General features: G+C 72.6%; 25 protein-coding genes. 12 read left to right on the top strand and 13 right to left on the bottom strand.

What is annotated here, in order from left to right:
• Positions 1-86 precede the first annotated feature (86 nt).
• Both IE170_RS08345 and IE170_RS08340 read right to left on the bottom strand, forming a co-directional pair.
• A complete protein-coding gene (locus tag IE170_RS08345) occupies positions 87-968 on the bottom strand; it encodes an AfsR/SARP family transcriptional regulator (RefSeq protein ID WP_189808651.1) in 882 nt (293 codons plus the stop codon).
• Between the two features lie 232 nt (positions 969-1,200).
• Positions 1,201-1,824 carry a ScbR family autoregulator-binding transcription factor gene (locus IE170_RS08340; RefSeq protein WP_189808650.1) on the bottom strand — a complete coding sequence of 208 codons (624 nt, stop codon included), beginning with the start codon at positions 1,822-1,824 and terminating at the stop codon, positions 1,201-1,203.
• A gap of 465 nt (positions 1,825-2,289) precedes the next feature.
• Here IE170_RS08340 and IE170_RS08335 point away from each other — a divergent pair, with 465 nt between their 5' ends.
• A complete protein-coding gene (locus IE170_RS08335) occupies positions 2,290-3,291 on the top strand; it encodes a ScbA/BarX family gamma-butyrolactone biosynthesis protein (protein ID WP_189808649.1) in 1,002 nt (333 codons plus the stop codon).
• 93 nt (positions 3,292-3,384) lie between these two features.
• On the opposite strand, the gene IE170_RS08330 is transcribed toward IE170_RS08335, so the two are convergent.
• On the bottom strand, positions 3,385-4,230 hold the full coding sequence (locus IE170_RS08330; RefSeq protein WP_189808648.1) for an NAD(P)H-binding protein: 846 nt from the start codon (positions 4,228-4,230) through the stop codon (positions 3,385-3,387).
• Between the two features lie 137 nt (positions 4,231-4,367).
• Here IE170_RS08330 and IE170_RS08325 point away from each other — a divergent pair, with 137 nt between their 5' ends.
• From IE170_RS08325 to IE170_RS08310, 4 genes are all read left to right on the top strand, one after another.
• On the top strand, positions 4,368-5,045 hold the full coding sequence (locus tag IE170_RS08325) for a ScbR family autoregulator-binding transcription factor (RefSeq protein WP_125542817.1): 678 nt from the start codon (positions 4,368-4,370) through the stop codon (positions 5,043-5,045).
• A gap of 278 nt (positions 5,046-5,323) precedes the next feature.
• Positions 5,324-5,677, top strand: coding sequence for a hypothetical protein (locus tag IE170_RS08320; RefSeq protein ID WP_189808647.1), 354 nt, complete (start codon positions 5,324-5,326; stop codon positions 5,675-5,677).
• Between the two features lie 370 nt (positions 5,678-6,047).
• Positions 6,048-6,638 (top strand): carbonic anhydrase, encoded by a 591-nt coding sequence (locus IE170_RS08315; RefSeq protein WP_189808646.1) that lies wholly within the window; start codon positions 6,048-6,050, stop codon positions 6,636-6,638.
• Entirely contained in the window at positions 6,635-8,125 is a 1,491-nt protein-coding gene (locus IE170_RS08310) for a SulP family inorganic anion transporter (protein ID WP_189808645.1), read from the top strand. Before IE170_RS08315 ends, IE170_RS08310 begins: the two co-directional genes overlap by 4 nt.
• 157 nt (positions 8,126-8,282) lie before the next feature.
• Here the strand turns inward: IE170_RS08310 and IE170_RS08305 are convergent, their stop codons facing one another.
• The gene (locus IE170_RS08305; RefSeq protein ID WP_189808644.1) at positions 8,283-9,809 is read right to left on the bottom strand and encodes an FAD-dependent monooxygenase; all 1,527 of its coding nucleotides are present in this window, start codon (positions 9,807-9,809) and stop codon (positions 8,283-8,285) included.
• Positions 9,810-9,994: 185 nt separating this feature from the next.
• Here IE170_RS08305 and IE170_RS08300 point away from each other — a divergent pair, with 185 nt between their 5' ends.
• Positions 9,995-10,285 carry a hypothetical protein gene (locus IE170_RS08300; RefSeq protein ID WP_189808643.1) on the top strand — a complete coding sequence of 97 codons (291 nt, stop codon included), beginning with the start codon at positions 9,995-9,997 and terminating at the stop codon, positions 10,283-10,285.
• Between the two features lie 132 nt (positions 10,286-10,417).
• Here IE170_RS08300 and IE170_RS08295 read toward each other — a convergent pair whose 3' ends face one another.
• The gene (locus tag IE170_RS08295) at positions 10,418-11,773 is read right to left on the bottom strand and encodes an AMP-binding protein (RefSeq protein ID WP_189808642.1); all 1,356 of its coding nucleotides are present in this window, start codon (positions 11,771-11,773) and stop codon (positions 10,418-10,420) included.
• A 161-nt stretch (positions 11,774-11,934) separates the two neighbouring features.
• On the opposite strand from IE170_RS08295, the gene IE170_RS08290 reads away from it, so the two are divergent.
• Together IE170_RS08290 and IE170_RS08285 are read left to right on the top strand one after the other, a co-directional pair.
• Positions 11,935-12,423, top strand: coding sequence for an anthrone oxygenase family protein (locus tag IE170_RS08290; RefSeq protein WP_229884645.1), 489 nt, complete (start codon positions 11,935-11,937; stop codon positions 12,421-12,423).
• 100 nt (positions 12,424-12,523) lie between these two features.
• Positions 12,524-13,012 (top strand): GNAT family N-acetyltransferase, encoded by a 489-nt coding sequence (locus IE170_RS08285; RefSeq protein ID WP_189808640.1) that lies wholly within the window; start codon positions 12,524-12,526, stop codon positions 13,010-13,012.
• A 73-nt stretch (positions 13,013-13,085) separates the two neighbouring features.
• On the opposite strand, the gene IE170_RS08280 is transcribed toward IE170_RS08285, so the two are convergent.
• From IE170_RS08280 to IE170_RS08260, 5 genes are all read right to left on the bottom strand, one after another.
• Positions 13,086-13,817, bottom strand: a complete 732-nt coding sequence (locus IE170_RS08280; RefSeq protein ID WP_229884644.1) for a DUF4097 family beta strand repeat-containing protein — start codon at positions 13,815-13,817, stop codon at positions 13,086-13,088.
• Positions 13,818-14,165: 348 nt separating this feature from the next.
• Positions 14,166-14,585 (bottom strand): hypothetical protein, encoded by a 420-nt coding sequence (locus tag IE170_RS08275; protein ID WP_189808773.1) that lies wholly within the window; start codon positions 14,583-14,585, stop codon positions 14,166-14,168.
• A gap of 473 nt (positions 14,586-15,058) precedes the next feature.
• Positions 15,059-16,042: an AraC family transcriptional regulator gene (locus tag IE170_RS08270; RefSeq protein ID WP_189808638.1), complete on the bottom strand. Its 984-nt coding sequence runs from the start codon at positions 16,040-16,042 to the stop codon at positions 15,059-15,061.
• A 10-nt stretch (positions 16,043-16,052) separates the two neighbouring features.
• A complete protein-coding gene (locus IE170_RS08265) occupies positions 16,053-16,892 on the bottom strand; it encodes an NAD(P)H-binding protein (RefSeq protein WP_189808637.1) in 840 nt (279 codons plus the stop codon).
• A gap of 67 nt (positions 16,893-16,959) precedes the next feature.
• A complete protein-coding gene (locus tag IE170_RS08260) occupies positions 16,960-17,358 on the bottom strand; it encodes an SgcJ/EcaC family oxidoreductase (RefSeq protein WP_189808636.1) in 399 nt (132 codons plus the stop codon).
• Positions 17,359-17,417: 59 nt separating this feature from the next.
• On the opposite strand from IE170_RS08260, the gene IE170_RS08255 reads away from it, so the two are divergent.
• From IE170_RS08255 to IE170_RS08240, 4 genes are all read left to right on the top strand, one after another.
• A complete protein-coding gene (locus IE170_RS08255; protein WP_189808635.1) occupies positions 17,418-17,963 on the top strand; it encodes a flavoprotein in 546 nt (181 codons plus the stop codon).
• A gap of 444 nt (positions 17,964-18,407) precedes the next feature.
• The gene (locus tag IE170_RS08250; protein WP_229884643.1) at positions 18,408-19,082 is read left to right on the top strand and encodes a ScbR family autoregulator-binding transcription factor; all 675 of its coding nucleotides are present in this window, start codon (positions 18,408-18,410) and stop codon (positions 19,080-19,082) included.
• 237 nt (positions 19,083-19,319) lie between these two features.
• On the top strand, positions 19,320-20,555 hold the full coding sequence (locus IE170_RS08245) for a ParA family protein (protein ID WP_189808634.1): 1,236 nt from the start codon (positions 19,320-19,322) through the stop codon (positions 20,553-20,555).
• Positions 20,552-21,565: a ParB/RepB/Spo0J family partition protein gene (locus tag IE170_RS08240; protein ID WP_189808633.1), complete on the top strand. Its 1,014-nt coding sequence runs from the start codon at positions 20,552-20,554 to the stop codon at positions 21,563-21,565. Before IE170_RS08245 ends, IE170_RS08240 begins: the two co-directional genes overlap by 4 nt.
• Positions 21,566-21,804: 239 nt before the next feature.
• On the opposite strand, the gene IE170_RS08235 is transcribed toward IE170_RS08240, so the two are convergent.
• From IE170_RS08235 to IE170_RS08225, 3 genes are all read right to left on the bottom strand, one after another.
• On the bottom strand, positions 21,805-22,182 hold the full coding sequence (locus IE170_RS08235; RefSeq protein ID WP_114059230.1) for a DUF6009 family protein: 378 nt from the start codon (positions 22,180-22,182) through the stop codon (positions 21,805-21,807).
• A gap of 181 nt (positions 22,183-22,363) precedes the next feature.
• A complete protein-coding gene (locus tag IE170_RS08230; RefSeq protein ID WP_189808632.1) occupies positions 22,364-23,968 on the bottom strand; it encodes a DNA primase family protein in 1,605 nt (534 codons plus the stop codon).
• Entirely contained in the window at positions 23,965-25,074 is a 1,110-nt protein-coding gene (locus tag IE170_RS08225) for a bifunctional DNA primase/polymerase (protein WP_229884642.1), read from the bottom strand. Before IE170_RS08225 ends, IE170_RS08230 begins: the two co-directional genes overlap by 4 nt.
• Positions 25,075-25,348 lie beyond the last annotated feature (274 nt).

Here is a 25,348-nt window from a genome sequence, read left to right as displayed (position 1 = left end):
TGCCTGCGGTCCCGGCCGCGGTCCTGCCCGCGGTCCCGGCCGCGGCGCCCGTGGCCCCGGCTGTGGTCCTGCGCGCGCCGGCCATGTCAGCCGACGCGTACGAGCCGCTCGCTGGCCGCCTTGGCGGCGCTGTCGAGCTGGTTCTCCGGGGCCGCCATCAGGATGGAGCGCTGCAGTCTGCGCAGGGCCGCGGAGGGTTCGATGCCGAGCTCGCGCACGAGGGTGGCGCGCAGCCGCTGGTAGACGTCGAGGGCTTCGCCGCGGCGGCCGGAGCGGTGCAGGGCCAGCATGAACTGGCCGTGCAGGTTCTCGTGGGTGCGGTAGCGGCTGACGAGGACGGTGAGCTCGGCGAGCAGCTCGCGGTGCCGGCCGAGGCGCATGTCGGCCTCGATGCGCTGGTCGAGGGCGCAGAGCCGGGTCTCCTCCAGCCGCCGCGTCTCCATGTCGAGCTGGACGCCGCCCTGGACGTCGGCGAAGGCCGGGCCGGACCACAGGGACAGCGCCTCGCGGAGCAGCCGGGCCGCGCCGGGGAAGTCGTCCGCGTCCATGGCGCGGTAGCCCATGCCGGCGAGGCGGTCGAACTCGCGGACGTCGCTGGTGCCGCCGCCGCTGTTGAGCAGGTAGCCGCCGGGCAGGGTGACCAGGACGTCCTTGGCGGTGCGCCGGGCTGCGGCCGCGCCGCCCTCCGCGGGGTGCCCGTCGGAGCCGCTCTCGGCGGACCGGGCCGCGGCCTGGTCGAGGGCGGCGGCGATGAGGGCCCGCAGCTGGAGGACGTACGTCTGGAGGGTGGTGCGGGCGCTGCGCGGCGGGGTGCCCGCCCACAGCTCCTCGATGAGGGCCGAGACCGGGACGACCTGGTCGGCATGGAGCGCGAGCAGCGCCAGAACCTGTCGCGGCTTGGGGGCGGTCGGCGTAATGGAGACGCCCTGTTCCCGAACCGCCAGTGTGCCCAGTACTTCGATGTCCACGCCGTACTCCCCTGGTTCGTGGATGAGCCGCACTCAGTAAAAAACAGGTCCGACGGTTTGTCAATACAAAACCGACCGTGCTGTTTTGACCCGTCGTCATGCTTGAGGACCGCTCAACTTGCCTGTTCAGGCGGTCAGTTCACTGGCATACGGCCAGGTGGCGACCTTGTGGACCACACCCGCATCCCACCGGAATCATGCCGCGTCCCGCCTGAAACAGACCGGAGGGTCTCTACAGCGGGCAGCCTCCGGCGACCTCGATCCCCTCGACGACCGCTTCCGGGACGAGGGCCGGCAGCAGCAGCCGCCAGAGCCCGGCGACCGCGGCGGCCGAGAGCCATTCCGCGTCGCGGACGCCGAGGACCTCCAGGCCCGTGGTGGCGGCGGCCACGGCGGCCGCCGCGTCCCGCACCGCCACCCCGGCGCGGAGTTCGCCCGCAGTCTCCGCGCCGCGCACCGCCTCCTCGACCCAGGCGCGCCAGTGCCCGCGCAGGTCGTGCCGCGGCGGGCGGGAGGACTCGCCGGCCAGCTGGAAGCCGGCCCGCAGCACGGGGTCGGTCCGCAGGGCGCCGGCGAGGCGGTGGGTCGTGTCGACGAGGTGCTGCACCCGACCCTTGCCGGGCGGCGGGAGCGGCCCGCCGACCAGATCCGCCAGGCGTGCGAGTGCGGCGGCCTCGACGGCGTCGGCCAGGACGGCCTTGCTCGCGAAGTGGAAGTGCAGGGCCCCGTTGCTCACCCCGGCCAGTGAGCTGATGGCGGCGAGCGAGGCGACCGAGTACCCCTCTCTGCCGAAGACCTCGGCTGCGGACCGGATCAGGGTTCCACGCGTGCGGACGGCGCGCTCCTGCTTGGTCATCGACTGCTCCGTCAGTGCCGGGGGGTGCCGTGCTCGCCGAAGACGGACCGGAGTCGTGCTCGGAAGCCGCGGCGCACGGAAGGGGGCAGGCCAGCAGCCCCAACTGACGACGACTCTAACAAACCGCCCGAGCGGTTTTTACTGCATGGCGGCAGGCAACCGGCCACAAGGGCGCAGTTCGGACAGGCCCGCCCTCCCGTCACGGCAATCTCCATTCGAGGTCCCCTCAAGGGCCACTCAGGGCCGACTCATCCCCCTCCCTCACCCCCACACCACAGCGACCAGCGGAAACGCCGGACGGGGTCCAACTGGCAGGCAAGGAGCGGGCAACTCGGAGTCAACGCCTCCGCCAATTTCGGCAACGCACTCCGACAGCCACTAGAAATTAAACCGGTTGGTATGTAGTTTTCCCGGCCAAGGGCAACCCGTACCCGACTCGCTCTCAAACGGACCCAGGGGGGATCGATGTCTGCGAGCACGTTCCAGGTTGAGCGCACCACGTTCGACGGAGACACGAGGGGGGCCTTCGCGGCGTTCGCCGCCCGGCCCGGCAGCTCCTTCTCCACATCTCTGACGACGACGGTCCCGAAGGAGCTGGTGCACCGCTCGGCCGTCGCCGAGGTGGTGCTCACCGACTGGGCCAGGGTGGACGACACCCATTTCGTGATGGCGGCCCAGTGGCCGCGCGGCCACAGCTTCTTCACCCCCGTCGCCGGCGGATACCACGACCCGCTGATCGCCTGCGAGACCGTCCGCCAGATCGGAATCCTGCTGGGACACGCCGAGTTCGGCGTGCCTTTCGGCCACCACTTCGCCATCCGGGACATCTTCATCGACGTCGAGCCCCGGCACCTGCGGGTCGGCCTCGAACCCGCTGCACTGACGATCGACGTCACGTGCACGGAGGTCAACCGGCGCGGAACCGCTCTGTCAGGTCTGCGCTTCGAGGCGGTGCTGCACCGGGACGGCCACGTCGTCGCCACCGGCGGCGGCTCCTTCTCCTGCATGGCGCCCGCCGTCTACCGCCGCATCCGACGCGGCCACACCCTCGACGGCGACTGGTACCGGCTGCCGCTGATCAGCCCGGCGGCCCCGCAGAGCGTGGGCCGCATGTCGCCCATGGACGTCGTGCTCTCGCCCACCGGCGAGCAGGACCGCTGGCAGCTGCGCGTGGACACGAGCCACCCCGTGTTGTTCGAGCACGCGGTGGACCACGTGCCGGGCATGGTCCTGCTGGAGGCCGCCCGCCAGGCCACGGCCGCCGCGCTCGGCCGCTCCTCCTACCTGCCCCTCGGCCTGGCCAGCGAGTTCACGAAGTACGCGGAGCTGGACGCCCCCTGCATGATCGAGGCGGTGCGCGCCCCGCACACCGGCCCCGAGGGGGAGGAGACCGTGGTGGTGACGGCCCTCCAGGCCGGCGAGGCCGTCTTCACCTCCACGGTCAGGGCGGGCCGCCACGAGTCGTGACGGCCCGGCCGGTCCCGGAGCGGCGCCGCCGCGCCCGCAGCCCCCTCCGCGCCCTCCGCGCCCTCCGCGCCCTCCGCGCCCTCCGTCCGGCCGTCACCCGCCGGCGAAGGCCGCCAGGTGGTCGGCCGCCCACCGGTGGAAGGAACCCGCGGGCCGCCCCAGCAGGCGCGGAACCGTACCGTCCACCCCGGCTTTCGCCCCGGCCCGCTGCCGCTCCGCGCTCTTCAGCAGCGCCTCGACGACCTCCGCGGGGTGGCGTGCGGCGAGCGCGGCACGCGCCCGCTCCGCGCCCAGCTCCTCGAAGCGCAGCGGCCGCCCCAGCAGCCCGGCGAGCACGGCCGTCTGCCCGGCGGCGGTGAGCGCCTCCGGGCCGGTCAGCGTGTGCGCCCCGCCCGGCGGTATCCGCCCGGTGAGCGCCCGAACGGCCACCTCGGCGACGTCCCGGGGGTCGACGCAGGAGTTCGGCGAGCGGCCGTGGAGGGCCCGTACGACCCCCTGTTCGCGGACGGACCCGGCCCAGGAGAGCGCGTTCGACATGAAGGAGCGGGGGCGCAGCAGGGTCCAGGCCGTGCCGCAGGTGCGCAGGAGTTCCTCGTTGCGCCGCTGCCAGCGGGTGACGGCGTCGTCGGCGAGGGGGTCCTCGACCGCGGCGGCGGAGAGCTTGACGACGTGCCGCACGCCGGCCGACCGCGCGGCCTGCAGGAACCGGCCGTCATCCTCCTCCACACGGTTGGTGACGAGGAAGACCGCGTCCGCCCCCGCCAGGGCGGCTTCGACGGAGCGCGGATCGCCGAAGTCTCCGCGGACGACCTCGGCGGCCGCGGGCGCTCCCGCGATGCGTTCCGGCACCCGGGCCATCACGCGAACGCGCACGTCGGAGGGGAGGAGGCGGAGCACTTCGCGGCCGATCGCGCCGCTGCCGCCGGTCACAAGGATCATGGGCGTCCCAACTTGACTGAAAGTTACACCTGTTAGTGGTGCGGGGTCCTCGGAGCCGTTACGCTTTGTAAAATACGAACTGGACGGTTTTTTCTGAGCCTTCATCGGTTCGCCTAACCCGAGGAGGTAGGTGCCACGTGGCTGAGCAGGTCCGTGCCATCCGCACACGCAAGACGATCCTCTCCGCAGCGGCCAAGATCTTCGAAGAGCGCGGTTACCAGGCGGCGACGATCTCCGAGATCCTCACCACCGCAGGGGTGACGAAGGGGGCACTGTACTTCCACTTCCAGTCGAAGGAAGACCTCGCGCAGGGAGTCCTCGCCGAACAGGACCAGCAGCTCTCGGTCCCGCCGCGCGCGTCCAAGATGCAGGAGATCGTGGACGTGGTGATGCTGCAGGCCCACCGCCTCCAGACCGACCCGATGGTGCGCGCCGGCGTCCGCCTGTCGATGGACCAGCTGGCCCAGGGCCTGGACCGCAGCGGTCCGTTCCTGCGGTGGGGCGAGGTCGGCCTGGAGCTGCTCCAGCGGGCGCAGGCCCAGGGCGAGCTGCTGCCGCACGTCGTGCCGTCCGAGACGGCCGACGTCATCGTGGGGTCCTTCGCGGGCATCCAGTCGATGTCGCAGGCGATCTGCGAGTACCAGGACCTGGTGGGCCGGGTGTCGGCGCTGATGCGCCACGTCCTGCCGAGCGTGGTCATCCCGTCGGTGCTCGCCTCGCTGGACCTGTCGGAGCACCGGGGCGCCGCCGTGTACGCGGAGGCCCTGGAGAACCTCACCGCCGCCCGCGAGGCCACGCCCGCCGGCGCCGCCTGACGACCGCCGCCGCCGGGACCGGGGTACGCCGCGGCCCGGCGGGGGCGACCGCGGCCGCTCCGGCCGCCGCGCCCAACTGCCTTCCGCTCGGGCCCTCTCCGGGGCGGCGGGCGACAGTCACCGACCCTTCAGGATCCGGCCACTCCTGAGGGGCTATGGTCACGTCCGGTTAACATTCCACTCAAGGTTGAGGTGCTAGCGTCACCGTCAGGGGGCGGCCACCGCACCCCCGGTCCGCCGTTGTGTGCACCGACTCTTGCCGTGGGAGGAGCCGAGCCGTGACACGATCCCGAACCGGCCGGTTCCTCTTGGCGACACTGGCCGCCACCCTTCTGGCCCTGCTGTTCGCCCGCGGTGACGGGGCACCCGAAAGCCGCCCCCTGCCGGCGCTCGCCGTCGGCACGGAGACCCCGCTGTGCGACGAGGCCGCGCCCGCGGCGAAGTCCGCCCCGAGCCACTGCCGCAACGCCGTCCGCTCCGGATCCACCGGCGTGGACCGGCCCGGCCGGAGCGGCGACCGCCCGGCGGACCGTGAAAGGCCCGCAGCCGCCGCCGACACATCCGGCCCCTGCGTGCCGGCCCGCATGTCGGGGTCGAGACGCCTCGCGGCGATCCAGGCCTTCCGCTGCTGAACAGCGCCGTGCACCGCGCCACGGCGCCCGCCCCCGGCGGCTGACCCCGCCCCGCTCCGCCGTACCCTGCCGCGGCGCGTGCCGCCGTACGCCCGCACCCCGCGCCCCGCTGCCCGTACGCCGGAACGCCGGAACGGGTGCACCGGAACGCGTCGGCGGCCCACCGCCCCGCGCTGCTTCCGCACGCCCCTCGGCACGGCGTTCCGACGCGCTCGGAACGCAACCGACGCGCTCGGAACGCAACCTGCCTGCCACACGTACCGACGTTTTTCGGACTCATTCCATCCTCTAGCGCCCCTTGAGTCACTCCTTACTCACTTCACAGCACACGTCACACCGACGCGCCCTCAGACGCATCAGGAGGCATGACATGCAACACCTCATCGAGCACGCCCGCGCCTTCCCGGAGCTCGCCGTGCAGCCGGAGGAACTGAGCCGGCTCGCCTCCGGCCAGTCCCCGTACGCCCTGTTCATCACCTGCTCCGACTCCCGGGTCGTCCCCTCACTGATCACCGGGGCCCGGCCCGGTGAGCTGTTCGAGCTGCGCACCGCCGGGAACATCGTCCCCCGGTACGACCAGCCGCACCCCGCCGGCGAATCCGCCACCATCGAGTACGCCATCGAGGTGTTAGAGGTCTCCGACGTCATCGTGTGCGGGCACTCCCACTGCGGCGCCGTCGGCGCCATGGCACGCGGGGACGACCTCACGGCCGTGCCCGCGGTCCGCGAGTGGCTGGAGCAGGCCACTCCCCTCCCGGCCGGCGCCGACGCCGCGCCGGCCGACCTCTCCCGCCCGGTCCAGGCGCACGTCCTGGACCAGCTCGACCGGCTGCGTGCCTACCCGAGCGCAGCGGCACGCCTCGCCGACGGCCGACTGCGGCTGCACGGCTGGTTCTACGAGGTCCACACCGGTTCCGTACTGGCCCACCAGCCGGACGCCGACGCCTTCCTCGCCCTGTGAGCGCGCACGACAAGACCGCCGGACGGCGGCTGCCCCACCCGTCGGACCTGGCCCGCGACTTCGGGGCCTCGGTCGTCGTCTTCCTCGTCGCCCTCCCGCTGTGCGTGGGCGTCGCCGTCGCCTCCGGAGTGCCCGCCGAGCTCGGCCTGGTGACCGGGATCGTCGGCGGGCTCGTCGCCGGCGCGATGCGGGGCAGCAGCCTCCAGGTGTCGGGACCGGCCGCGGGCCTGACCGTGCTCGTCTTCGAAGCCGTCCAGGAGTTCGGGGTGGCCGCGCTCGGCGTGCTCGTCCTGTCGGCCGGACTGCTCCAGATGCTGATGGCCGCGCTGCGGCTCGGCCGGTTCTTCCGCGCCATCTCCCTCGCGGTCGTCGAGGGCATGCTCGCCGGCATCGGGCTGGTCCTCATCGCGGGCCAGCTGTACGCGATGGCCGAGGTCAAGGCACCCTCCGGCGGGCTGGAGAAGATCCTCCAGCTGCCGGGCACACTTGCCGGAGCCCTCGGCTCCGCCGCCTCGCCGGCCGCGCTCGCCGTCGGCGCCGGCACCATCGCCGTGCTGGTGCTGTGGAAGCGGCTCCCGAAGGCCGTGCAGACGGTGCCGGGGCCGCTGGCCGCGGTGGGGCTGGCCACTGCGGCCGTGTACCTGCTGGGGCTGCCGGTGGCGAAGGTCGAGGTGCAGGGGCTGCTGGACGCGGTGGACCCGCCGGGCGCGGGCGACTTCGCGCAGCTCGCCGGGATCGGCGCCGTCGGCACCGTCCTCGCCTTCGCCCTGATCGCCTCGGCGGAGAGCCTGTTCTGCGCCGCCGCAGTCGACCGGCTCCACGACGGGCCGCGCACCGAGTACGACAAGGAGCTCATGGCCCAGGGCGCCGGGAACGCCGTCTGCGGGCTGCTCGGGGCCCTGCCGATGACCGCGGTCATCGTCCGCAGCGCCGCCAACGTGCAGGCGGGCGCGCGGACCAAGGCGTCCCGCGTGCTGCACGGCGTGTGGCTGCTGCTGTTCGCGGCGCTGCTGCCGGCCGCCCTCGGGGTCATTCCGGTGGCCGCGCTGGCGGGCGTCCTGGTCCACGCCGGCGGCAAGCTGATCCCCGTACGGGAGATCGGGTCGCTGTGGCGGGAGCACCGCGGGGAGGCCGTCGTCCTGGTGGCCACGGCCGTCGCGATCGTGGCGGTGGGCATGTTCGAGGGGGTCCTCGTCGGGCTCGCACTGGCCGTGGCCAAGACGGCGTGGGAGACCTCCCACGTCCGCGTCGAGGTCGTCGACAAGGGCGCCGGCCCGATCCAGGCCCACCTGACGGGCAACGCCACCTTCCTGCGGCTGCCGAAGATCCTCGACACCCTGGAGTCGCTGCCGCACGACAGGCCCGTCGAACTGCACCTCGGCGGCCTGCGCCACCTGGACCACGCCTGCCGGACGGCGCTGGAGAACTGGGCCGAGCGGCACGCCTCGGAGGTGACGGAACCGGTCGGGGTGCCCTCGCCTGTCTGACCGGGCCCGGTCCGGGCCCGGACCGGGCTCGGACCTGCCGCCCGGAGCCGACGGGGCCCGCCGCGACCGTGCGGCGGGCCCCGTCCGCACACCCTCCGGAAGTTTCAATTCCGGTTCCGCTTCCCATTCCGGTTCCGTATGGCAGGCGCGGGACCGGTCAGGGCAGGACCGCCCGGGCGGGCGCGGCGAAGTGCGCCGACAGCGCAGCCTCCAGCCCCTCCCCACCCGGCGCCCAGGCCACGTACCCGTCCGGCCGCACGAGCAGCGCCTCGTACGGGACCTCGGGCACGGGGCGCGCGCGGACCACGCGTACGACGCCCTCCCAGTCGCGGGCCGTCTCCGGGTGTACGCCGCCCCCGTCCCCGAAGAGCAGCAGCAGTGGCCGGCCCTCCTGGAGCAGCCCGATCACGTCGGTCTCCCCCTGCTCGGTGTGGAGCGCGACGTTCGGCAGGAACGTCCCGCCTCCGGAGGGCGTGCGTCCGGTGCAGCCGGGGAGGACCGTGTCCTGGGCGCTGATCATGTTCCGCAGGAGTCCGGCGTCGCGGTCCGCCGACAGCAGGGCGGCGAAGAGCCCGCGGAGGGCGTCGAGTTCGGGGCCGGGCCGCATCAGGGCGAGCTGGGCCCGGGTGTTGTCGAGGACCCGGCGGGCGGCGGGCCTGCGTTCGCGGTCGTAGCTGTCGAGGAGGCCGGGGCCCGCCTGGCCGTGGACGGCGAGGGCGAGCTTCCAGCCGAGGTTGAGGGCGTCCAGCACTCCGGTGCTCAGGCCCTGGCCGCCGATCGGGAAGTGCACGTGCGCGGCGTCCCCGGCGAGGAAAACGCGGCCCCGGCGGAACTTCCCGGCCAGGCGGGCGAAGTCGCTGAACCGGCCGAGCCAGCGCGGCTCGTCCATCGCGATGCGGCGGCCGGCGATCCAGGCGACCTCCCGCCGCAGCTCGTCGAGGGTGGGCGGCAGGTGGCGCTCGCTGTGGGCGCCCGCGCAGTTGAGGGTGCGGATGTGCGTGTCGCCGGTGTGCGGATCGCTCTTGGCGACGATCCAGCCGTGCGGGGTGCGGTGCCAGCCGTCGGCGAGGGCGCCGTCGCGGAGGCGGACGGTGCCGGTGAGTGCGGAGACGGTCGCGGGGTGCGTCTCGGAGGTGATGCCCGCCTGCTCGCGGACCGTGCTGCGGGCGCCGTCCGCACCGACCGCGTAGCGGGCTGTCAGGGTCAGGGGGCCGTGCGGCCCCTCGGCTCTGACGGTCACCGCTCCCCCGTCCTCGGCGGCGCCCTCCGACCCCGCACACGGCGCCGGCGTCTGGCGGATCTCCGCGACCCGGTGGCCGCGGAGGATCCGCGCGCCGGCCTGGCGGGCCCGGGCCTCGAAGAGCCGCTCCAGCTCTGCCTGCGGCCATTTGAGGATGGGCTCCGGCTCGCCCTCCGGCGCCGTGATCACCAGGCCGGGCAGCCCGGCGAAGTGGAACGGGCAGCCGCAGCCGGCGCCGCCCGCGGACAGCGGCACGTGCTCCGGGAGGTGCCCGCGCCGGGCCAGGCACTGCACGGCCCGCGCGTGGAGGGTCGTCGCCTTGGGCCGCTCGGACACCGCGTCCTGCGCCTCCAGCACCACGGTGTCGACCCCGTACCCGGCCAGTTCGGCCGCGATGAGCAGCCCGACCGGCCCCCCGCCGATGATCACCACTTGTGCCTGCATATCCGATGCGCCCCCCTGCTCGCCTTCGACTGAAGCCGTGCCCGATCGGTGTGCGGGCGCCCGCCGGCCGGCGTCCCCCGCACGACGCGGAACCATACCGGATGGCCGGTTCTTTCGTAACGGCCTGAAGTAGGTGTAACTGCCTTGTAGCACAGGCGAGTTGCGGGGCCGTTTAGCATTTCGGCATGGAAAGCGAACTGCCGGACCACATGGAGGAACTGGTCGACCTCCAATGGGCGTACGACGCGGCACACGACATCGTGAAGCGCCTCCAGGAGGAGCTCGCCGGCGTGGAGGAGTGGACCGACGAGCAGCACGTGGCCTGGCGGGACGCGTGGGAGGACTGGCGCGAGGTCGGAGAGCCCCTGGAGGACATGCTGGAGCACTACGCGGAGACCCTCGGGCTGGACGTGGACGAGCTCCGGGCGGCGGTGGAGCGCGAGGCCGGCCACGACCCGCAGCCGGTCGGCGCCTGAGGGACCGGGCGCGGCGGCGCCGCCGCGGCCGGTCCCTCCTGCTTTCGGTCCCTGCACGGAACCGCAGGTCAAGCCCCTGCACCGGCGCCGGCAGCGACTGAAGCGACTCAAAGTTCCGATAAGTGAAGCGAACTACTGCGACGCGGGCCCGGCCTCGCCGGCGAGCAGCAGCTTCTTCTGCGGCTTGCCCATCGCGTTCCGCGGAAGCGACGCCACGAAGCGGACCTCTCGGGGCCGCTTGTGCACGGACAGGTGGGCGGCGACGAAGTCGGTGAGTTCGGCGCCGGTCACTCCCTCGGCGACGACGAAGGCCACGATCCGCTGACCCAGATCCGCGTCGGGCACCCCGACGACCGCCGCCTCCTGCACCTTCGGGTGGTCCAGCAGGGCGTTTTCGATCTCCCCGGCGCCGATCCGGTACCCACCGGACTTGATCATGTCGATGGAGGCCCGCCCCACGATCCGGTGCACCCCGTCCTCGTCGACGGCGGCGATGTCGCCCGTACGGAACCACCCGTCCCCGGTGTACGCGGCCGCAGTGGCCTCCGGCCGCCCCAGGTATCCGGAGAACAGCGTCGGCCCGGTGAGCTGGAGCTCCCCGATCTCCGCGCCGGGCTCGGCGGCGATCCGGGTGCGGATGCCGGGCAGCGGGGTGCCGACCGTGCCGGGGCGCACCTCCCCGCCGGCCCGACCGCTGACCGTGATCAGGGTTTCCGTCATCCCGTACCGCTCCACGGGCCTCAGCCCCGTCAGCCGCTCCAGGTCCCGGAAGACCGGCGCGGGCAGGGCTGCGCTCCCGGAGACCAGCAGCCGCGCCCCGGACAGGGCGCCCGCGGCCTCCGCGTCGGCGGCGATCCGGGACCACACCGTCGGCACCCCGAAGTACAGGCTGCCACCCGCCCCCGCGTACGCGTCGGGGGTCGGCTTCCCGGTGTGCACGAGCCGGCTTCCGGTGCGCAGCGCCCCGAGGACACCGAGCACCAGGCCGTGCACGTGGAACAGCGGCAGCCCGTGGACGAGGGTGTCGTCGGCGCTCCACTGCCAGGCTTCGGCGAGGGCGTCGAGGTCGGCGGCGATGGCGGCACGGGTGAGGACGACCCCCTTGGGCGCCCCGGTCGTCCCCGAGGTGTACAGCACGAGCGCCGGACCATCCGGTCCCCCGCCCGCACCGGCCGGGGCTGCGGCTGCCCGCCGCGCGAAGTCCACGTCCACGGTGACGGCCCCGGAGTCCTTCAGGATGTGCTCCCGCTCCGCCGGGCCGGCGTCGGGCGGCAGCGGCACGAACGGCACCCCCGCCAGCAGCCCGCCGACCACCGCGGCGACCGTCTCCAGGGACGCCGTCGCGGTCACGGCGAACGCCGGCGCCCCCGCCACGTCGGCCGCGACCGCGCGCGCAGCGGCGAGCAGCTCCTCGTACGAGGCGGCCCGTCCGGCGACGACAACCGCGTCCGCGCGGTCCCCGTACGCCCCGTCCAGTGCGGTCAGCACGCCCAGCCTCCTGCCGGTCGATGCCGGATGCCCTCACCCGGCGCTCCACGGCCAGGCTACGGCCTTTCAGCACGGCGCCCGACCCCAGAACAGGCCCCCGCGCAGCCCACGACAGCACCCGCGCCGCGCCGTTACGATCAGCACCCAAGGGGGATACGGACGTGGAACTCGCAGCACTCGCCTCGCTCATCGCCGCCACCGTCACGACGGGCCTCATGGCGGGCCTGTTCTTCGCCTTCGACGTGTCGGTGATGCCGGCGCTGAAGCGCTGCGACGACCGCACGCTCATCGAGGTGATGCAGCGCATCAACACCGCGATCGTGAACGGCTGGTTCCTCACCGGTTTCCTCGGCGCCCTCCTCTTCACCGGTCTCGCGCTCGCACTGCACCTCGCGGGCGGTGGCGCCGGCCGGGTGACCGCCCCGCTGACGGCCGCACTGATCGCGTACGCCCTCGCCCTCGCCGTGACCGGCCGGACCAACATCCCGCTGAACAACGCCCTGGAACAGGCGGGCCCGGCGGACCGCGTCCCCGACCCGGCGGCCGTCCGCCGGGCCTTCGAGTCCCGCTGGGTCCCCGCGAACCGCCGGCGCACGTTCCTCTGCACGATCGCCCTGGCCTGCCTTGCCTGGACCCTGACGGCCCGCTGACAAGGCTCCCCGCGTACGCGGCGAACCCCTGTCGCAGTGCGCCACCATGACGACCCGTCGCCGTGAACACCCCTACCGGGGGCCCGGATAGGGTGCGCCCATGAGCACTGCCGCACATGCACATCTGCGCTTGGAACCGGTGACCGCCGCCAACTTCGACGCCGTCTGCGCCGTCGAAGTCCGCCCCGACCAGACGCACCTGGTCTCCCCCGTGGTCAAGTCGCTTGCCGAGGCGTACGTCCACGGACCGGCCGCCTGGCCGCGCGCCGTCGTCGACGGCGAGAAGGTCGTCGGCTTCGTGATGGCGTTCCTGGACATTGCGTGGAATCCGGAGAAGGACCCGGCGGACATCCGCTCCGGCATCTGGCGCCTGAACATATCCGCCGCCCACCAGGGCAAGGGCTACGGCCGCTTCGCGGTCGAGGCGGTCACGGCGGAACTGGCCCGCCGTGGTGCGTCCCACGCCTACGTGACGTGGGAACCCGGCCCGGGCACCCCGGAGCCGTTCTACCTCAACCTCGGCTTCCGCCTCACAGGCGAAGCCTCAGGCGGCCAAACGGTCGGCGTCCTCCCCCTCACCCGCCGTTAAGGCGCCGGGCGTCCGCGTGGCCGCCCGGCGGCCCCGACCCCTCCGCGGCCTGGGAGCGGAAGCGGGCTTCCGCTCAGGGGGTTGAGATGGTCACGTCGCCGGAGGTGGCCCTGACAGTGAGCGTGGACGCCGCGGCCGGGTCCGTGGGGACCTTCACCTCGCGCCTGCCGGAGCTGGTGGTCACGTCGGCTTTGTACGGACCGCCCGGGACTTTCAGCGTCACGCTGCCGGACCCGGTGTCCGCTTCGACCGAAGAGGCGTTGGCGAAGTCCAGCCGGGTCGTGCCCGAGTCGGTGCGGACCACGGCGCTCGGGCCGGCCAGCGCGGTGCCCGTGACGGAGCCGGAGGAGGTCTCGACCGCGAGCGGCCCCGCGATTGCCTCGGCCTTCACCTCGCCGGAGCTGGCCCTGATCTCGGCAGCCCTGACACCGGTGACCTCGATCGCTCCGCTGGTGTTCCCCACGGTGACCTTGGCTGCGGCCGGAACCTGCAACTCGTAGTCGACGTAGCAGTTGTCGCAGCCGTTGGTGAAGGTCAGCACTCCCCCGGTGACCCCCTGCCTGGGCTTGGGCTCTGCGGCGTCGCGGTAGTGGACGGTGCGGTGGACGGTCACCCCGGGACCGTCGCCGGCTGTGATCCTGATGGATCCGCGGCGGGCGTCGGCCACCTCGACCGCGCTGACAGCCTCGGAGACCGTGGCGGCGGCGGTGGTCTTCAGCTGGTCGCCGCTGTCGGAACATCCGGTCAGCAGGAGGCTTGCGGCTAAGGCCGCGGTCAGCAGGGCGATCCGTCGGACGGTGGTCACGGCGTTGCTCCCCATAGGGGCAGGATCCCCTCACAGGGCCCTGGGCCTCGGCGCTGTCGTTCGTCACTGCGGTCAGGTCAGGGGCATCCTCGCAGAGCCGGCACAGCCTGTCGGGCCCCCGGAAGGCACGAAGTACCTCCCTGAGGTTCTCTTAGGCGAGCCCGACCAAGAGCCCGCCGCGTAACCCGTCGCGTACATCGCCTGCGTACCACCCCTCCCCCCACCGGGCAGCCAGCTGGCATTAACGCCGTTAACACCCGACACGCCATCCAGCGTCTCAGCGGTGGTCGCCGGTCACCCGGTGGGATCCATATTCCACACCGGCGGCAGGTCGCTGCCACAGAAGACTCAGACGAAGTCGTCCTCGCGCACGATGTTGTGCTCCCGGCAGCGGGTGCACCGTCGGAACACGACCTCATGGGTGAAACCCGACGGCCGCGGGAGCGCTACAGCGTCCAAAGCGCGGGCGACCTCTGCCCAGGAGCGGCCGTCCGGGCAGTAGCCCGTGGACTGGTTGCTGACCTCGCTCACAGCCCACCGACCTGCTTCGCGTACGAAGCCGATCTCCCCGGCGCTCAGAACCCGGTCCCCACCGGCGCAAGCCACATGCTCGCTTCGCCTCGGCGCCAGCCGGAGCACACCGTCCACCCCGACCACGAAGGTGAACGGCTCGGCCAACTCCTCCGCCGGTTGCTCCGCGATCCACCCATCAAAGTCAGCCGCCGAGCCGATCCGGCGCCCGCCCACACCAGACCGGACCGCTGCCATCAGTTCGGCCGGTCCGACGTACCGATAGCTCCGCTCCCACTCACCCACGGCAGCCAACCTAAAACACCCGACACGCCTTCACACGAGTCGCCACCGCGTGGACCGGCACCAGACCATTAACGCCGTTAACACCCCGCCGCGACAGCCCCTCCCCCGCACCACACACCCCACAGCCATTAACGGCGTTAACGCCTGCCCCTTCCCGGGCCACGACAGCCTGGCGCCCTGACCGTTAACGCCGTTAACGCTGAGAGCCGCGCCGCTTCCTCGGAAGCCCGAAGCCGAGCGAGGATTAACGCCGTTAACGCAAGCGCGCACCGGCGCACCTCCCCGCTGCCGCACGCGGCCGGACCGTTAACGCCGTTAACGCCCTGCGGTGCCGGCGCTCCCCCGTACGCCCACACGCCCGCCACCGTTAACGGCGTTAACGCCCGGCTCCGGTGGCTCGGCGAGGTCCGCGATCATTAACGGCGTTAACGCTCCCCCGCGCCGAGCGTTGTCGGCGGGCCCGCGGCGGCAGGGGGCTGGGTGCGGAACTGTCGGGGGCTGAGGCCGCGGACCCGTTTGAATGCCGTCGACAGGGCGAACGCCGAACCGTAGCCCACCCGTCGGGCGACGGTCGCCACGGTGGCGTCCGGTTCGCGGAGGAGGTCTGCGGCCAGAGCCAGCCGCAGCCCCGTCAGGTACGCGATCGGCGGCTCCCCCACGACCTCCGCGAACCGTCTCGCCAGCGCAGCCCGGGACACCCCGGCCTTCCGCGCGAGCTCCGCGACCGTCCAGCCGTGGGCCGGGTTCTCGTGCAGCAGCCGTACCGCCCGCCCGACCACCGGATCGGACTGGGCGCGGTACCAGCCCGGCGCGCCCGACCCCGGATCGGCGAGCCAGGCGCGCAGCACCCCGATCAGCAGCAGGTCGAGCAGCCGGTCGAGGACGAGTTCCTGGCCCGGCTCGTCGCGGGAGACCTCGGAGGCGAGGAGCCCGATCAGCGTGGCGTCGACCTCGGCCGCCGGTCGTACGAGGACGGTCGGCAGGGCTCCCAGCAGTCTCCGCCCGACCTCGCTCGGCTCGGTGTAGGTGCCGCTGAGCATGACGGCCGACCCGGATTCCGGCACCGTGGTGCCCCAGGTCCGGACGCCCAGGTCCATCGTCCCGTTGACGTCGGTGCCGTCCTGAAGGCTGCAGTTCTGCTCGACGTCCACGGTGATCTGCACCGGCGTCCCCGGCTCGTCCGCCAGCGTGTACGGCTCCGGGCCGCGTACGACGGCGACGTCCCCGGGTGCGATCCGGACGGGCGCGCCCCCGTCCGGGAGCAGCCAGCCCTCCCCGCGCACCATCGTCATGACGGTCAGCGGTGCCCGGTCCTCGATGCGGACCGCCCAGGGCGGATCGAAGACGGACTTCAGCAGGACGGCGCCCCGCGCCTTCGGTCCTTCGAGCAGCCCGCTCAACATGTCCATGCTGCCCCGCTCACACGTCCCAGACTCCGGTCGCCGCGGCCTCGCGCACGTACGCGGAGAAGTCCCGCGGCGGCCTGCCGAGCACTTCCTCGACGCCGTGCACGAGGTGGGCGTTGCGCCCGTCCAGCAGCAGCCCGAACAGGTCGGCGAAGTCCTCCGGCTGCCCCTGCTCCCGGAGGACCGCCCGGAAGTCCGCGTCGGAGACGGGCACGTACGTGATCTGCCGCCCGGTCGCCTTCGACAGCTCGGCCGCCACATCGCCGAAGGACAGCAGCCGCGGCCCGGACAGCTCGTAGGTGCGGCCGATGTGCCGGTCGTCCTCCAGTGCCGTGACCACGACGTCGGCGATGTCGTCGGCATCGACGAACGCCTCGACGGCATCGGCGGTCGGCAGCGCGAATTCACCGGCGCGGACGGATTCCAGGAAGAAGTCCTCGTCGAAGTTCTGGTTGAACCAGCTGGCCCGGACGACCGTCCAGTCGGCGCCCGACTCCTTCACCGCCTCCTCGGCCCGCTGCGCGGCCTGCTCCCCTCGCCCGGAGAGCAGCACCAGCCGGCGCGCCCCAGCGGCGACGGCCGCCTCCGCGAAGGCGCCGACCTGCTCGGCAGCGCCGGGGAACGACAGGTCGGGGTGGTACGTCACGTACACCCGGTCGACCCCGTCGAGAACGGCCGCCCAGCCGGCCGGCTCGTGCCAGTCGAAGGCGGGCTGCCCGCTCCGCGACCCGACCCGTACCGGACGGCCCTTGTCGCGGAGCCGGGCGGCCACGCGCCGCCCGGTCTTGCCGCGCCCCCCGATGACGAGGGTCGTACCGGTCGCTGATTGTGTCTGCGTCTCTGTCTGCGTCATGCCCCCAGTCAAGCCCGTCGCCCCGAGACGGAACATGGCCGAGAGGCTCGTCTGCATACGCGTGCGTCTAGCCGATGCGGACTTGTGTGTTCTGGCAGGCCGTCAGCAGCCAGCGGCCGTCGTCGCCGCGCGTCATCACGTACAGCGGCGCGCCTTCGCTCTCCGGGCGCCCTTCCGCGTCGGTGTACAGCTGGCGCACCTTCACGGCGGCGACGTCGGGCCGTAGGAACTGCGTGTGGACCACCTCGTAGGTCACCTCGCCGTCCCAGCTCGCTTCGGGCAGGACGGACCGGGTGAAGTCGGCTATCGCATCGAAGCCGATGAGGACCTTGCCGTGTGCAGTGGTCCACAGGGCGTCGGGGTGGAAGAGGGCGAGGAAGCCCTCCGCGTCCTTGGCTCGCTGGGTGCGCTGCACGTCGGCGACAACCTGCTCGATGGCCTTCAGGGCCGTGTCTTCTCCGCTCATGGCTCCGATCCTCGGCCCTCAACTGTGGTCGAGGTCAAGGAATGTGATCACATGTCGCTATGACCAGCACGAAAACGCTCTATCTGCTCTGCTCCGCCGCACCGCCCGTGTTCGACGTGGCCCACGTGATCGAGGACGCCCAGTCCCGCGGGTGGGACGTCTGCCTGGGACTCACCCCGACGGCCGCGCACTGGCTCTCCGGCAGCACCGACGGGCTGGCCGCCCTCACCGGGCATCCGGTGCGCTGGCAGTACAAGCTTCCCGGCGAGCCCGACGTCTGGCCCGCGGCCGACGCGGTGCTCTTCGCCCCGGCGACGTTCAACTCCGTGAACGCGTGGGCGCTGGGCCTGACCGACCGCTTCGCGATCGGCATCGCCGCCGAGGCGATCGGCAAGGGCACCCCGGTCGTCACCATGCCGTGTACGAACGCCGCCTTGGCCGCGCACCCGCAGTTCGAGCCGTCGCTGGCGACCCTGCGCACAGCCGGCGTGACGGTGCTCTTCGGCGAGAACGGCTTCGTCCCCGGCCCGGCGGGCCAGGACGCCCCGCCGCACTTCCCCTGGCAGACGGCCCTGAACGCCCTGGACGCACCGCCCGCTCCGTAGCCCGGCACCGCGAACGCCGCAGGGCTGTTTCGAGGCTGGACCGTTAACGCCGTTAACGCCCTCGCCCCCGGCGAACGGCGGCAGGGCATTAACGGCGTTAACGCTCGACCGGTCCCGGGCTGAACCAGCCACCTGATGGGGGAGGGGCGTTAACGGCGTTAATGCTCAGCCCGACCCTGGGAAGGCAACCCGGCCACCGGCGGGGGAGAGGCGTTAACGCCGTTAACGCTCGGCCCGCCCGCAGTCGGCCCGGTCGCCCAACGGGGAGAGCGTTAACGCCGTTAACGCCGTCGCACCCCTCCACCCGCTCAAAAAGTACCTGTCGACTGGTATTTTTTGGCGTCCTCCCACTACATTGGCTCCGGTGCAGGCCCGTCCCATGGCCCGTACGAGAACCGCCGCAGCGGCGCAGCCGCTCGGCTGAGAGCGGCAGGAGTGGCGTACGTGGCGAGGGCCCGGCAGGAACGTGCCGAGATCACCCGGCAGGCGATCCTCGACGGCGCCGCGAAGGCCTTCGACAGCAGCGGTTTCGGCGGGACCAGCCTCAGCGATGTCGTCCGGCACGCCGGAGTGACCAAGGGCGCCCTGTACTTCCACTTCCGCTCCAAGGAAGCCCTCGCCCGCACGCTGATGGACGAGCAGTTCCAGGTCTCCCCGGACGTCCCGGCCATCGAGGACCCGGGCCTCCAGACGGTCATCGACCTGTCGCACCAGATGGCGCACGGACTGCGCACGAACGTCCGCATCCGCGCCGGCATCCGGCTCGTCATCGAGTTCGGCTCCTTCACGAACCCCGACCCGGCGCCTTACGACGCGTGGATCGAGACGGTGCGCATGTGCCTGGCGCCGGCCCGGGAGCGGGGGGACCTCCTGCCGTCGCTGGACGTGAACGAGCTCGCGACGTGCCTCGTCGGCTCGTTCACCGGCATCCAGGTCACCTCGCACGTCCGCACCGGGCGCAACGACCTCCACGACCGGGTCAGCGACCTGTGGACGTTCCTGCTTCCCGGGATCCTCCCCGCGGACCGCATACCCCTCTTCGCGGCCGCCGGATCGCCTGCCCTCCGTGCCGAACTCGGGCTGCCGGTCGCAGAGTCGTCGGTGGTCGCGGCCGGCTGAGCCCGCCGGTCCGGCCGAGCCGGCCCGGCCCGATCGCGCCGCCCAGGGCGGCCTCGCATGCGCCGTGGTGAACCACGGGGGTGCTCGCTACGGCGTGTGCGAGGCCGCCCTGTCGGTTCTTCGGACCCTCCGTCACGCGCTCCCGCAGACCCGCGTATCCACACCTGGATCCAATTCGTTAGCAAAACCCAAGCGCGCCGCCCACACACACCGCAGAACGTTAGTAAAGTCCCTCTCATGACTTCTCCCACCCCGAGCGACCGAGAGAAGGTCGTCTCCAAGCTGCCGCCGTGGCTCCGCCAGGAGTTGAAGATCCGCACCGCCCAACTCCGGGTCGACATCCAGGACGCCGTCCACCAGGGCATCGCCCAGTGGAGCGCGCTCGCGTCCGCGCCGTCCTCCGTGGACACCTCCGGCGCCGAGTCGTTCTCCACCTGGCTGCCCGCCGGCCAGTGGGAGTCGTTCCGCGCCGATGCCAGGGACCGCGGCGTCTCCCTCATCCAGGGCCTGGCCCAAGCGGTCAGCCTCTGGCTGGAGATGAACCCGGCGCCCACGGTCCAGCGCCCCTCGGTCGTCCGCCGCATCGTCGTGTGCAACCAGAAGGGCGGCGTCGGCAAGACCGCCATCACCGCCGGCACCGGCGAGGCCCTCGCCGAGGACCCCGACTCCCTCCACCCGGTGCGCGTCGCCCGCCAGTTCGCGGTTCCGCCGGCCGCGGGCTCCGGCAGCTCGCTGGACCTGGAGGACCTGCCGGGTCTCGGGATGCGCGTCCTGCTCGTCGACTTCGACCCGCAGGGCCATCTCACCAAGCAGCTGGGCCAGCAGCCGCTGCCCATCGGCGGCGACAGCCTCACCTGCCACATGGCGGGGGAGGCCAAGGGCCCCCTAGCCGACCTCGTCGTCCCGATCCCGGACGAACGGTTCGGCGACCGCCTGCACCTGCTGCCCGCCTGCACGGACGCCTTCCTCCTCGACGTCCGCCTCTCCACGGTCCGCGCCCGTGAGGCCTCACTCGAACGGGCCCTCACTCCGCTGGAGTCGGACTACGACGTCGTCATCATCGACTGCCCGCCGAGCCTCGGGCTCAGCATGGACGCCGCGATCTACTACGGGCGCCGCCGCGAGAACGAGCAGCCGGGCGCCTCGGGCGCGCTGATCGTCGTCCAGGCGGAGGACTCGTCGGCCGACGCCTACGACCTCCTCACCTCCCAGATCAACGACCTGCGGGACGACCTCAGCCTCGACATCGACTACCTCGGGCTGGTCGTCAACCTGTACGACGGCCGCCGCGGCTTCATCGCGACGTCCTCGCTGCAGGCGTGGATGGACATAAAGGATCCCCGTGTCGTCGCGGTCGTTCCCGACCTGAAGGAACAGCGCGAGGCCGTCCGCGTGAAGCAGCCCCTCTTCGTCTACGCGCCGAAGGGCGACCAGGCGGTCGCGATGCGCGCCCTCGCCAGGGAGATCTCATGAGCAAGGCCGACAAGCTCGGGGTTTCGGCGTCCTTCGCCCGGGCCCAGCCGGTGGGCGTCAGCTCCCGCCGCGCCGCCATCGCGGAGGCTACGGGGGCCCCGACCTCCGGGGTCCAGCCGCCGTCGGAGGTGCCGATCGAGGCCCTCGCCCACAACCCGTTCAACCTCCGCGAGGACCTGACCGAGCTGGACGAGCTGGCCCAGTCCCTGCTCTCGCGCGGCCAGCTCCAGCCCCTCGCGGTCGCCACGCGCATGGCGTTCATGGAGGCGCACCCGGGGCAGACCGACGGCTTGGGCCGGGCCCCGTACGTGGTGATCGACGGCAACCGGCGCCTGGCGGCAGCCCAGCTGGCGGGCCTGAAGTCGATGCACATCCACGTGAACGACTCCCTCGCCGCCTCGGCCGCGGACATCCTCGAGTCGGCGCTCATCGCGAACGTCCACCGGGTCGACGTGGCACCCATGGACCAGGCGCGTGCCCTGCAGGAGCTCGTGGAAGTCCACGGTTCCCAGGCCCAGGTGGCCAAGCGGCTCGGGAAGACGCCGGCGTGGGTGTCGCAGCGGCTGGCGCTGCTGAACCTGACGCCGGAGCTCCAGGAGAAGGTGGACACGGGGGAGCTGAAGGTGGAGCCGGCCCGCCGGATCGGCCGACTGCCGCAGGAACAGCAGGAGGCGGCGGCCGCGGAAGCGGCGACGGTCACCCCGCGCCAGCGCACCCACACCCCGCCGCCCGCGCCGACCCCGGCTCCGGCACCGACTCCGGCCGCCCCGGCGACGGCCGCACCCGCGGCCCGTCCGACTCCGGTCGCACCGACGGGCACCCCGGCCGGCACGGCAACAGGCACGGCGGCCGGCACGGGTCACGCGTTCGGCCAGGGACCGTCGCCCGCTGGCCACCCGCGCATCATGATCGCGACGGACTCGCCGGAGACGATCGCGGACGCCCTGACGGCGCACCTCACGCCGGACGACCTGAAGGCCGTCACGGAGCTGCTCATCACCCGTATCTGAGGCGGCGCGGCGGCCGCCGGCGTTAACGCCGTTAACGGCGTTAACGCCTCGGCGCCCCCGCCGCCGACGACGGGGGAGGGATCGGGGAAGGGACCGAAGGGACTGAAGGGACTGAAATTCGCCATGAGCTTCAGTCGTCTTTCGGCCACTAATTCAGCTGCCACAGCGCCCGCCGCGTCAAGGACAACGACCTGAAACGCACCTGAAAGGGACCGGAACGAGACCCTCGGGCGACCGGTTCAGGCGACGGTCGGCGCGGACAGCCCGCGCTGCGACCGCGCGGTCTTCCTGCCGACCTGCCGCGGCTCGATCGTCCGCGGGTCGACGGCCTCACCCGGCGCGCCTTCCCGGTACAGGCCGTCGGGCTCGGCGTCACGGTCGTGGGGCAGCAGGTAGAAGACGCGCCGCTTCTGCAGGCCGCTGTCCGGGTCCGCCTCCGCGGTGTCGCCGAGCTCGGTGAAGCCGATCATGCGGCCGTCGCGGTGGTAGCGCGGCTTTCCGCGCCGGCGGGGGGTCTTGTCCAGGGCCTGGCGCACGTAATCGAGCTGTTCGGGGTCCTCCAGCCACACCACTTTGTCCTCGTGGGCGAGATCGCTTGCCGTCAGTAGCGAGCTCATGGCCTGGGTCCTTCCTCGTTCACGTCGGCCCTTCCGGGCCCCTTGTTCGTCCACGCCGGGGGCGGCGCCGAAACCGATATGCGGCAGTGCGCTGCGGGCCGCCGCCGCCCGGTGGGTCTGTTCATCTTCCTTGTCCATCGTAGGCGTGCCCGCCCCGGGGAGGCTGCACACGTCCGGCCGGTCACCTGGAACCTGCCCTGTTCGCCTCACGCGGTGGCTGTTCCTCGTCGGTGAGGAGGGCCAGACCGGGGTAGAACTTCTGGCCGTTCGAGCGGAGCATCTCGCTCGGTGACGCGACGCCGACCTCGGCCCGGATGCGTGTGGCGAACGCGCGGGTCGTGGCGGGGCGCAGTCCCTCGCCGTCGAGGCACCATGCACTGTACGCCCGGTAGAGGGCTCCCTGCTCCACTTTCAGATCACGGGGTTCTGCCAGGTCCGCCCCGGTGGTGCAGCATTCCGCGAGGAACCGCCCGATGTGGTCCTCGGTCGTCGCGTAGGCCTGGGTGGCGGTGCGGACGACGCTGGGGCCGGTCAGGGCGGGCTTCGTCGCGAGGTAGGCCTTCGCGCCCTGGATCATCCAGTTCAGGATGCCGGGGCCCTCCTCGGTCACCAGGATGTCCGCCAGGTTGTCGATCTTCCGGTGGTCGGGGACGACCCGCTCGAAGGGGATGAGCCGGATGCGCCGCCAGAAGGCGTGCCCGCCGGTGCCGACCTCGGGGCGGTGGTTGCCGAGGAGCCACAGCTTGTGCGTGGGCTCGAAGCTGAAGAAGTCCTGCCGCATCCGGCGGGCCTTGAGCCGGTCGCCGCCGGTGAGGAGCTTGACGCGGGCTTCGTCGAACTTGTCGTGCGGCTTGAGCTCGCTGCAGACGAACAGGCGGCGCCCGTGCAACTCCGTCAACTCGGTGGAGTGCTCGTTGAACTTGCCGCGCTCCATCAGGAAGCCGGGCGGGGCGACGTCCGCGTAGTCGCCGAGGATCTTGATGACGACGTCGAGGAGCGCGGACTTGCCGTTCGCGCCGACGCCGTAGAGGAAGGGCAGGACCTGGCCGCCGACGTCGCCGGTGACGGAGTAGCCGAGCAGGAGGTGCAAGAAGTTGATCATCTCCTTGCCCTTGTCGTCGTCCCCGAACGTCTGGTGGAGGAAGTCGTGGAACCGGGGCGTCGGCATGGCCTCGGGGGCCAGGTAGGTGGCGCGGGAGTGCAGGTCGCGGGTGGGGTCGGGCTTGCGCAGGTCGCCGGTGCGCAGGTCCACGACCCCGGCGGGGGTGCACAGCGCGTACTTGTCGCCGTCCAGTGTGTCGGGGTCGAGGGCGAGTTCGGGGGAGGCCTTCGCCTGGGTGAGCATGGCCTTCACGCCGGAGGTGGACATGGCGCGCTTGCGGTGCTGGGCCAGCTCCCGGTCGGTGAAGACGCCCCGCGGGTCGTGGGTGGGCAGGTCCTCGGCCATTTCGCCGGCTGCCCAGATGGCGGCCTTCTCCCCGCCGGTCCGCTTCCACCGGTACTCGTCCCACACGTACCAGCCCAGTCCCTCCACGTGCCGGAACCGGTGGTGGTGGAGGTGGGCGAAGAGCTTGGCGTTGCCGCGGTCGGTGAGGTTGCGCAGCAGGCCGCCCGCGATGAAGTCGTTGAGGGGGCCGGGCGCCTGGGCGCCGCCCTGCTGGGCGGGCAGGCGGCGGCCGGCCGCGGCTGCGGCGGCCGGTGCAGCCGGTGCGGGGTCCGGAGTGAACGCAGCGAGCTGTTCCGCCGCGGCCTGGGCGTTGAACCCGGTGCTTTCGGCGCTGCTCATGGGCATTCCTTGGGGTGGATGGGTCGGTCGCTTCCGGCGCGCAGCCCTGCTTCGACGATGAGGCGGTTCCGGCGCTGCTGGTGTGGTCGGGCGTGGTCGGCGGCTTCGAGGAGCAGGAGGCGGCCCTCTCCGTGGTCGAGGTGGCCCGCGGCGGCGAGCCCTCCGGCGGTGAACGCGGCCCGGTTGAGCTTCTCGCTGAAGGCCGTCCCGGCGGGGGCTGCTCCGCAGGCGCGTACGTCGTCGAGGAGCGGGCCGAGGAGGCGCCGCCCGGCCTTGCCGCGGGCCGCGGGCCGCGCGGGGCTCCGCCGGCCTGCCAGGGGGCCTCGAGGGGCCTCTGAGGGGCCTTCAGGGGCGGGCGGGGCCTCGTCCGGGGCGTGCCCGGTGCGGACGAGTTCGGCGGTCAGCCACAGGGGCAGCGCCGCGGGCACCCGGGCGCCGGGCAGCGCCTCGTACACCCCGGCCGCCGTGCGGGTGGTCGGCGCGACGATGTACCCGCCCACCGCACGTACGTCGACCTGCCAGGCGAGGGCCGCCCGTGAGCCCGAGCCGCTGGAGCTGCGGAAGGCCGGACCGTCCTGGGGGACCCGGTACCAGATGTGCATGCCGCCGGAGGGCGTGCGCACGCGCAGGGTCGAAGTGTCCTCACAGGGGTGGGGCCGGGAGCGGTACGCGGCCAGCAGCGCCAGGGTGTCGTAGCCGTTCCGCAGGCCGGTGAGGTCGACCCGGTCGTCGACGGGAATGCCGGGCAGCAGCTTCCGGCGGTCGGGCAGGGGGGCGGGGTGGGCGTCCACGTCGATGACGACGAGCCGGGCCGGGCCGCAGGAGACCCCGATGCCGAACCCGGGTTCGGCGCGCCACCAGCGCCGCAGGGTGCGGAGGTCGGTGGTGGCGGCGTGGAAGCCGTGGCACCAGCGGCCCTCGGAGTGGCAGGGACAGGCGGCGGGGGAGTGGTGGGCGCCGCGGCAGTCGGGGCAGTTGGCGGCGGGCGTCTTCGCCCCCGGGGCGAGCGGGTGGACGGGGTAGCCGCGTCGTGCCAGCCAGGTGGCCACGTCCAGTGCCGACCCGCCACTCACTGCGTGTGGCAGGCTCTCGGAATAGACGGGCACTGGCTCTTCCTTGACGCGGTGTCGGCGACGGTCGTTCCCATCCCTGAGCTGCTCCCCGAGGTGTGCGCTGGCCTGCGCCTCAGGGACCAGAGGGACTCAAGATTCACTATGCCGGAGGTTACCCCAGAGTCCGCGCCGACCTGGGGTGTAACGGCCGCACTATCCGGAATTCAGTCCCTTCAGTCCCTCAGACCCTGACTTTCTCACCTGGTTCGTCCCGAATGGCGCCTTCTCCGGCCAGGTGTGCGTCCGGGCGTGTCGCGACCGCCGCATG

Origin of the sequence: Streptomyces toxytricini, assembly GCF_014649915.1 — a bacterium.
GTDB classification, from domain to species: domain Bacteria; phylum Actinomycetota; class Actinomycetes; order Streptomycetales; family Streptomycetaceae; genus Streptomyces; species Streptomyces toxytricini.
The sequence above is the reverse complement of the archived record's forward strand: the minus strand, read 5'-3'. Positions and strand labels throughout refer to the sequence as shown.

Coding starts and splice junctions, on each gene's coding strand:
- IE170_RS08340 (WP_189808650.1), bottom strand. CDS start 1,824: ATGACCAAGCAGGAGCGCGCCGTCCGCACGCGTGGAACCCTGATCCGG.
- IE170_RS08335 (WP_189808649.1), top strand. CDS start 2,290: ATGTCTGCGAGCACGTTCCAGGTTGAGCGCACCACGTTCGACGGAGAC.
- IE170_RS08330 (WP_189808648.1), bottom strand. CDS start 4,230: ATGATCCTTGTGACCGGCGGCAGCGGCGCGATCGGCCGCGAAGTGCTC.
- IE170_RS08315 (WP_189808646.1), top strand. CDS start 6,048: ATGCAACACCTCATCGAGCACGCCCGCGCCTTCCCGGAGCTCGCCGTG.
- IE170_RS08305 (WP_189808644.1), bottom strand. CDS start 9,809: ATGCAGGCACAAGTGGTGATCATCGGCGGGGGGCCGGTCGGGCTGCTC.
- IE170_RS08300 (WP_189808643.1), top strand. CDS start 9,995: ATGGAAAGCGAACTGCCGGACCACATGGAGGAACTGGTCGACCTCCAA.
- IE170_RS08285 (WP_189808640.1), top strand. CDS start 12,524: ATGAGCACTGCCGCACATGCACATCTGCGCTTGGAACCGGTGACCGCC.
- IE170_RS08275 (WP_189808773.1), bottom strand. CDS start 14,585: ATGGCAGCGGTCCGGTCTGGTGTGGGCGGGCGCCGGATCGGCTCGGCG.
- IE170_RS08270 (WP_189808638.1), bottom strand. CDS start 16,042: ATGGACATGTTGAGCGGGCTGCTCGAAGGACCGAAGGCGCGGGGCGCC.
- IE170_RS08265 (WP_189808637.1), bottom strand. CDS start 16,892: ATGACGCAGACAGAGACGCAGACACAATCAGCGACCGGTACGACCCTC.
- IE170_RS08260 (WP_189808636.1), bottom strand. CDS start 17,358: ATGAGCGGAGAAGACACGGCCCTGAAGGCCATCGAGCAGGTTGTCGCC.
- IE170_RS08255 (WP_189808635.1), top strand. CDS start 17,418: ATGACCAGCACGAAAACGCTCTATCTGCTCTGCTCCGCCGCACCGCCC.
- IE170_RS08245 (WP_189808634.1), top strand. CDS start 19,320: ATGACTTCTCCCACCCCGAGCGACCGAGAGAAGGTCGTCTCCAAGCTG.
- IE170_RS08240 (WP_189808633.1), top strand. CDS start 20,552: ATGAGCAAGGCCGACAAGCTCGGGGTTTCGGCGTCCTTCGCCCGGGCC.
- IE170_RS08235 (WP_114059230.1), bottom strand. CDS start 22,182: ATGAGCTCGCTACTGACGGCAAGCGATCTCGCCCACGAGGACAAAGTG.
- IE170_RS08230 (WP_189808632.1), bottom strand. CDS start 23,968: ATGAGCAGCGCCGAAAGCACCGGGTTCAACGCCCAGGCCGCGGCGGAA.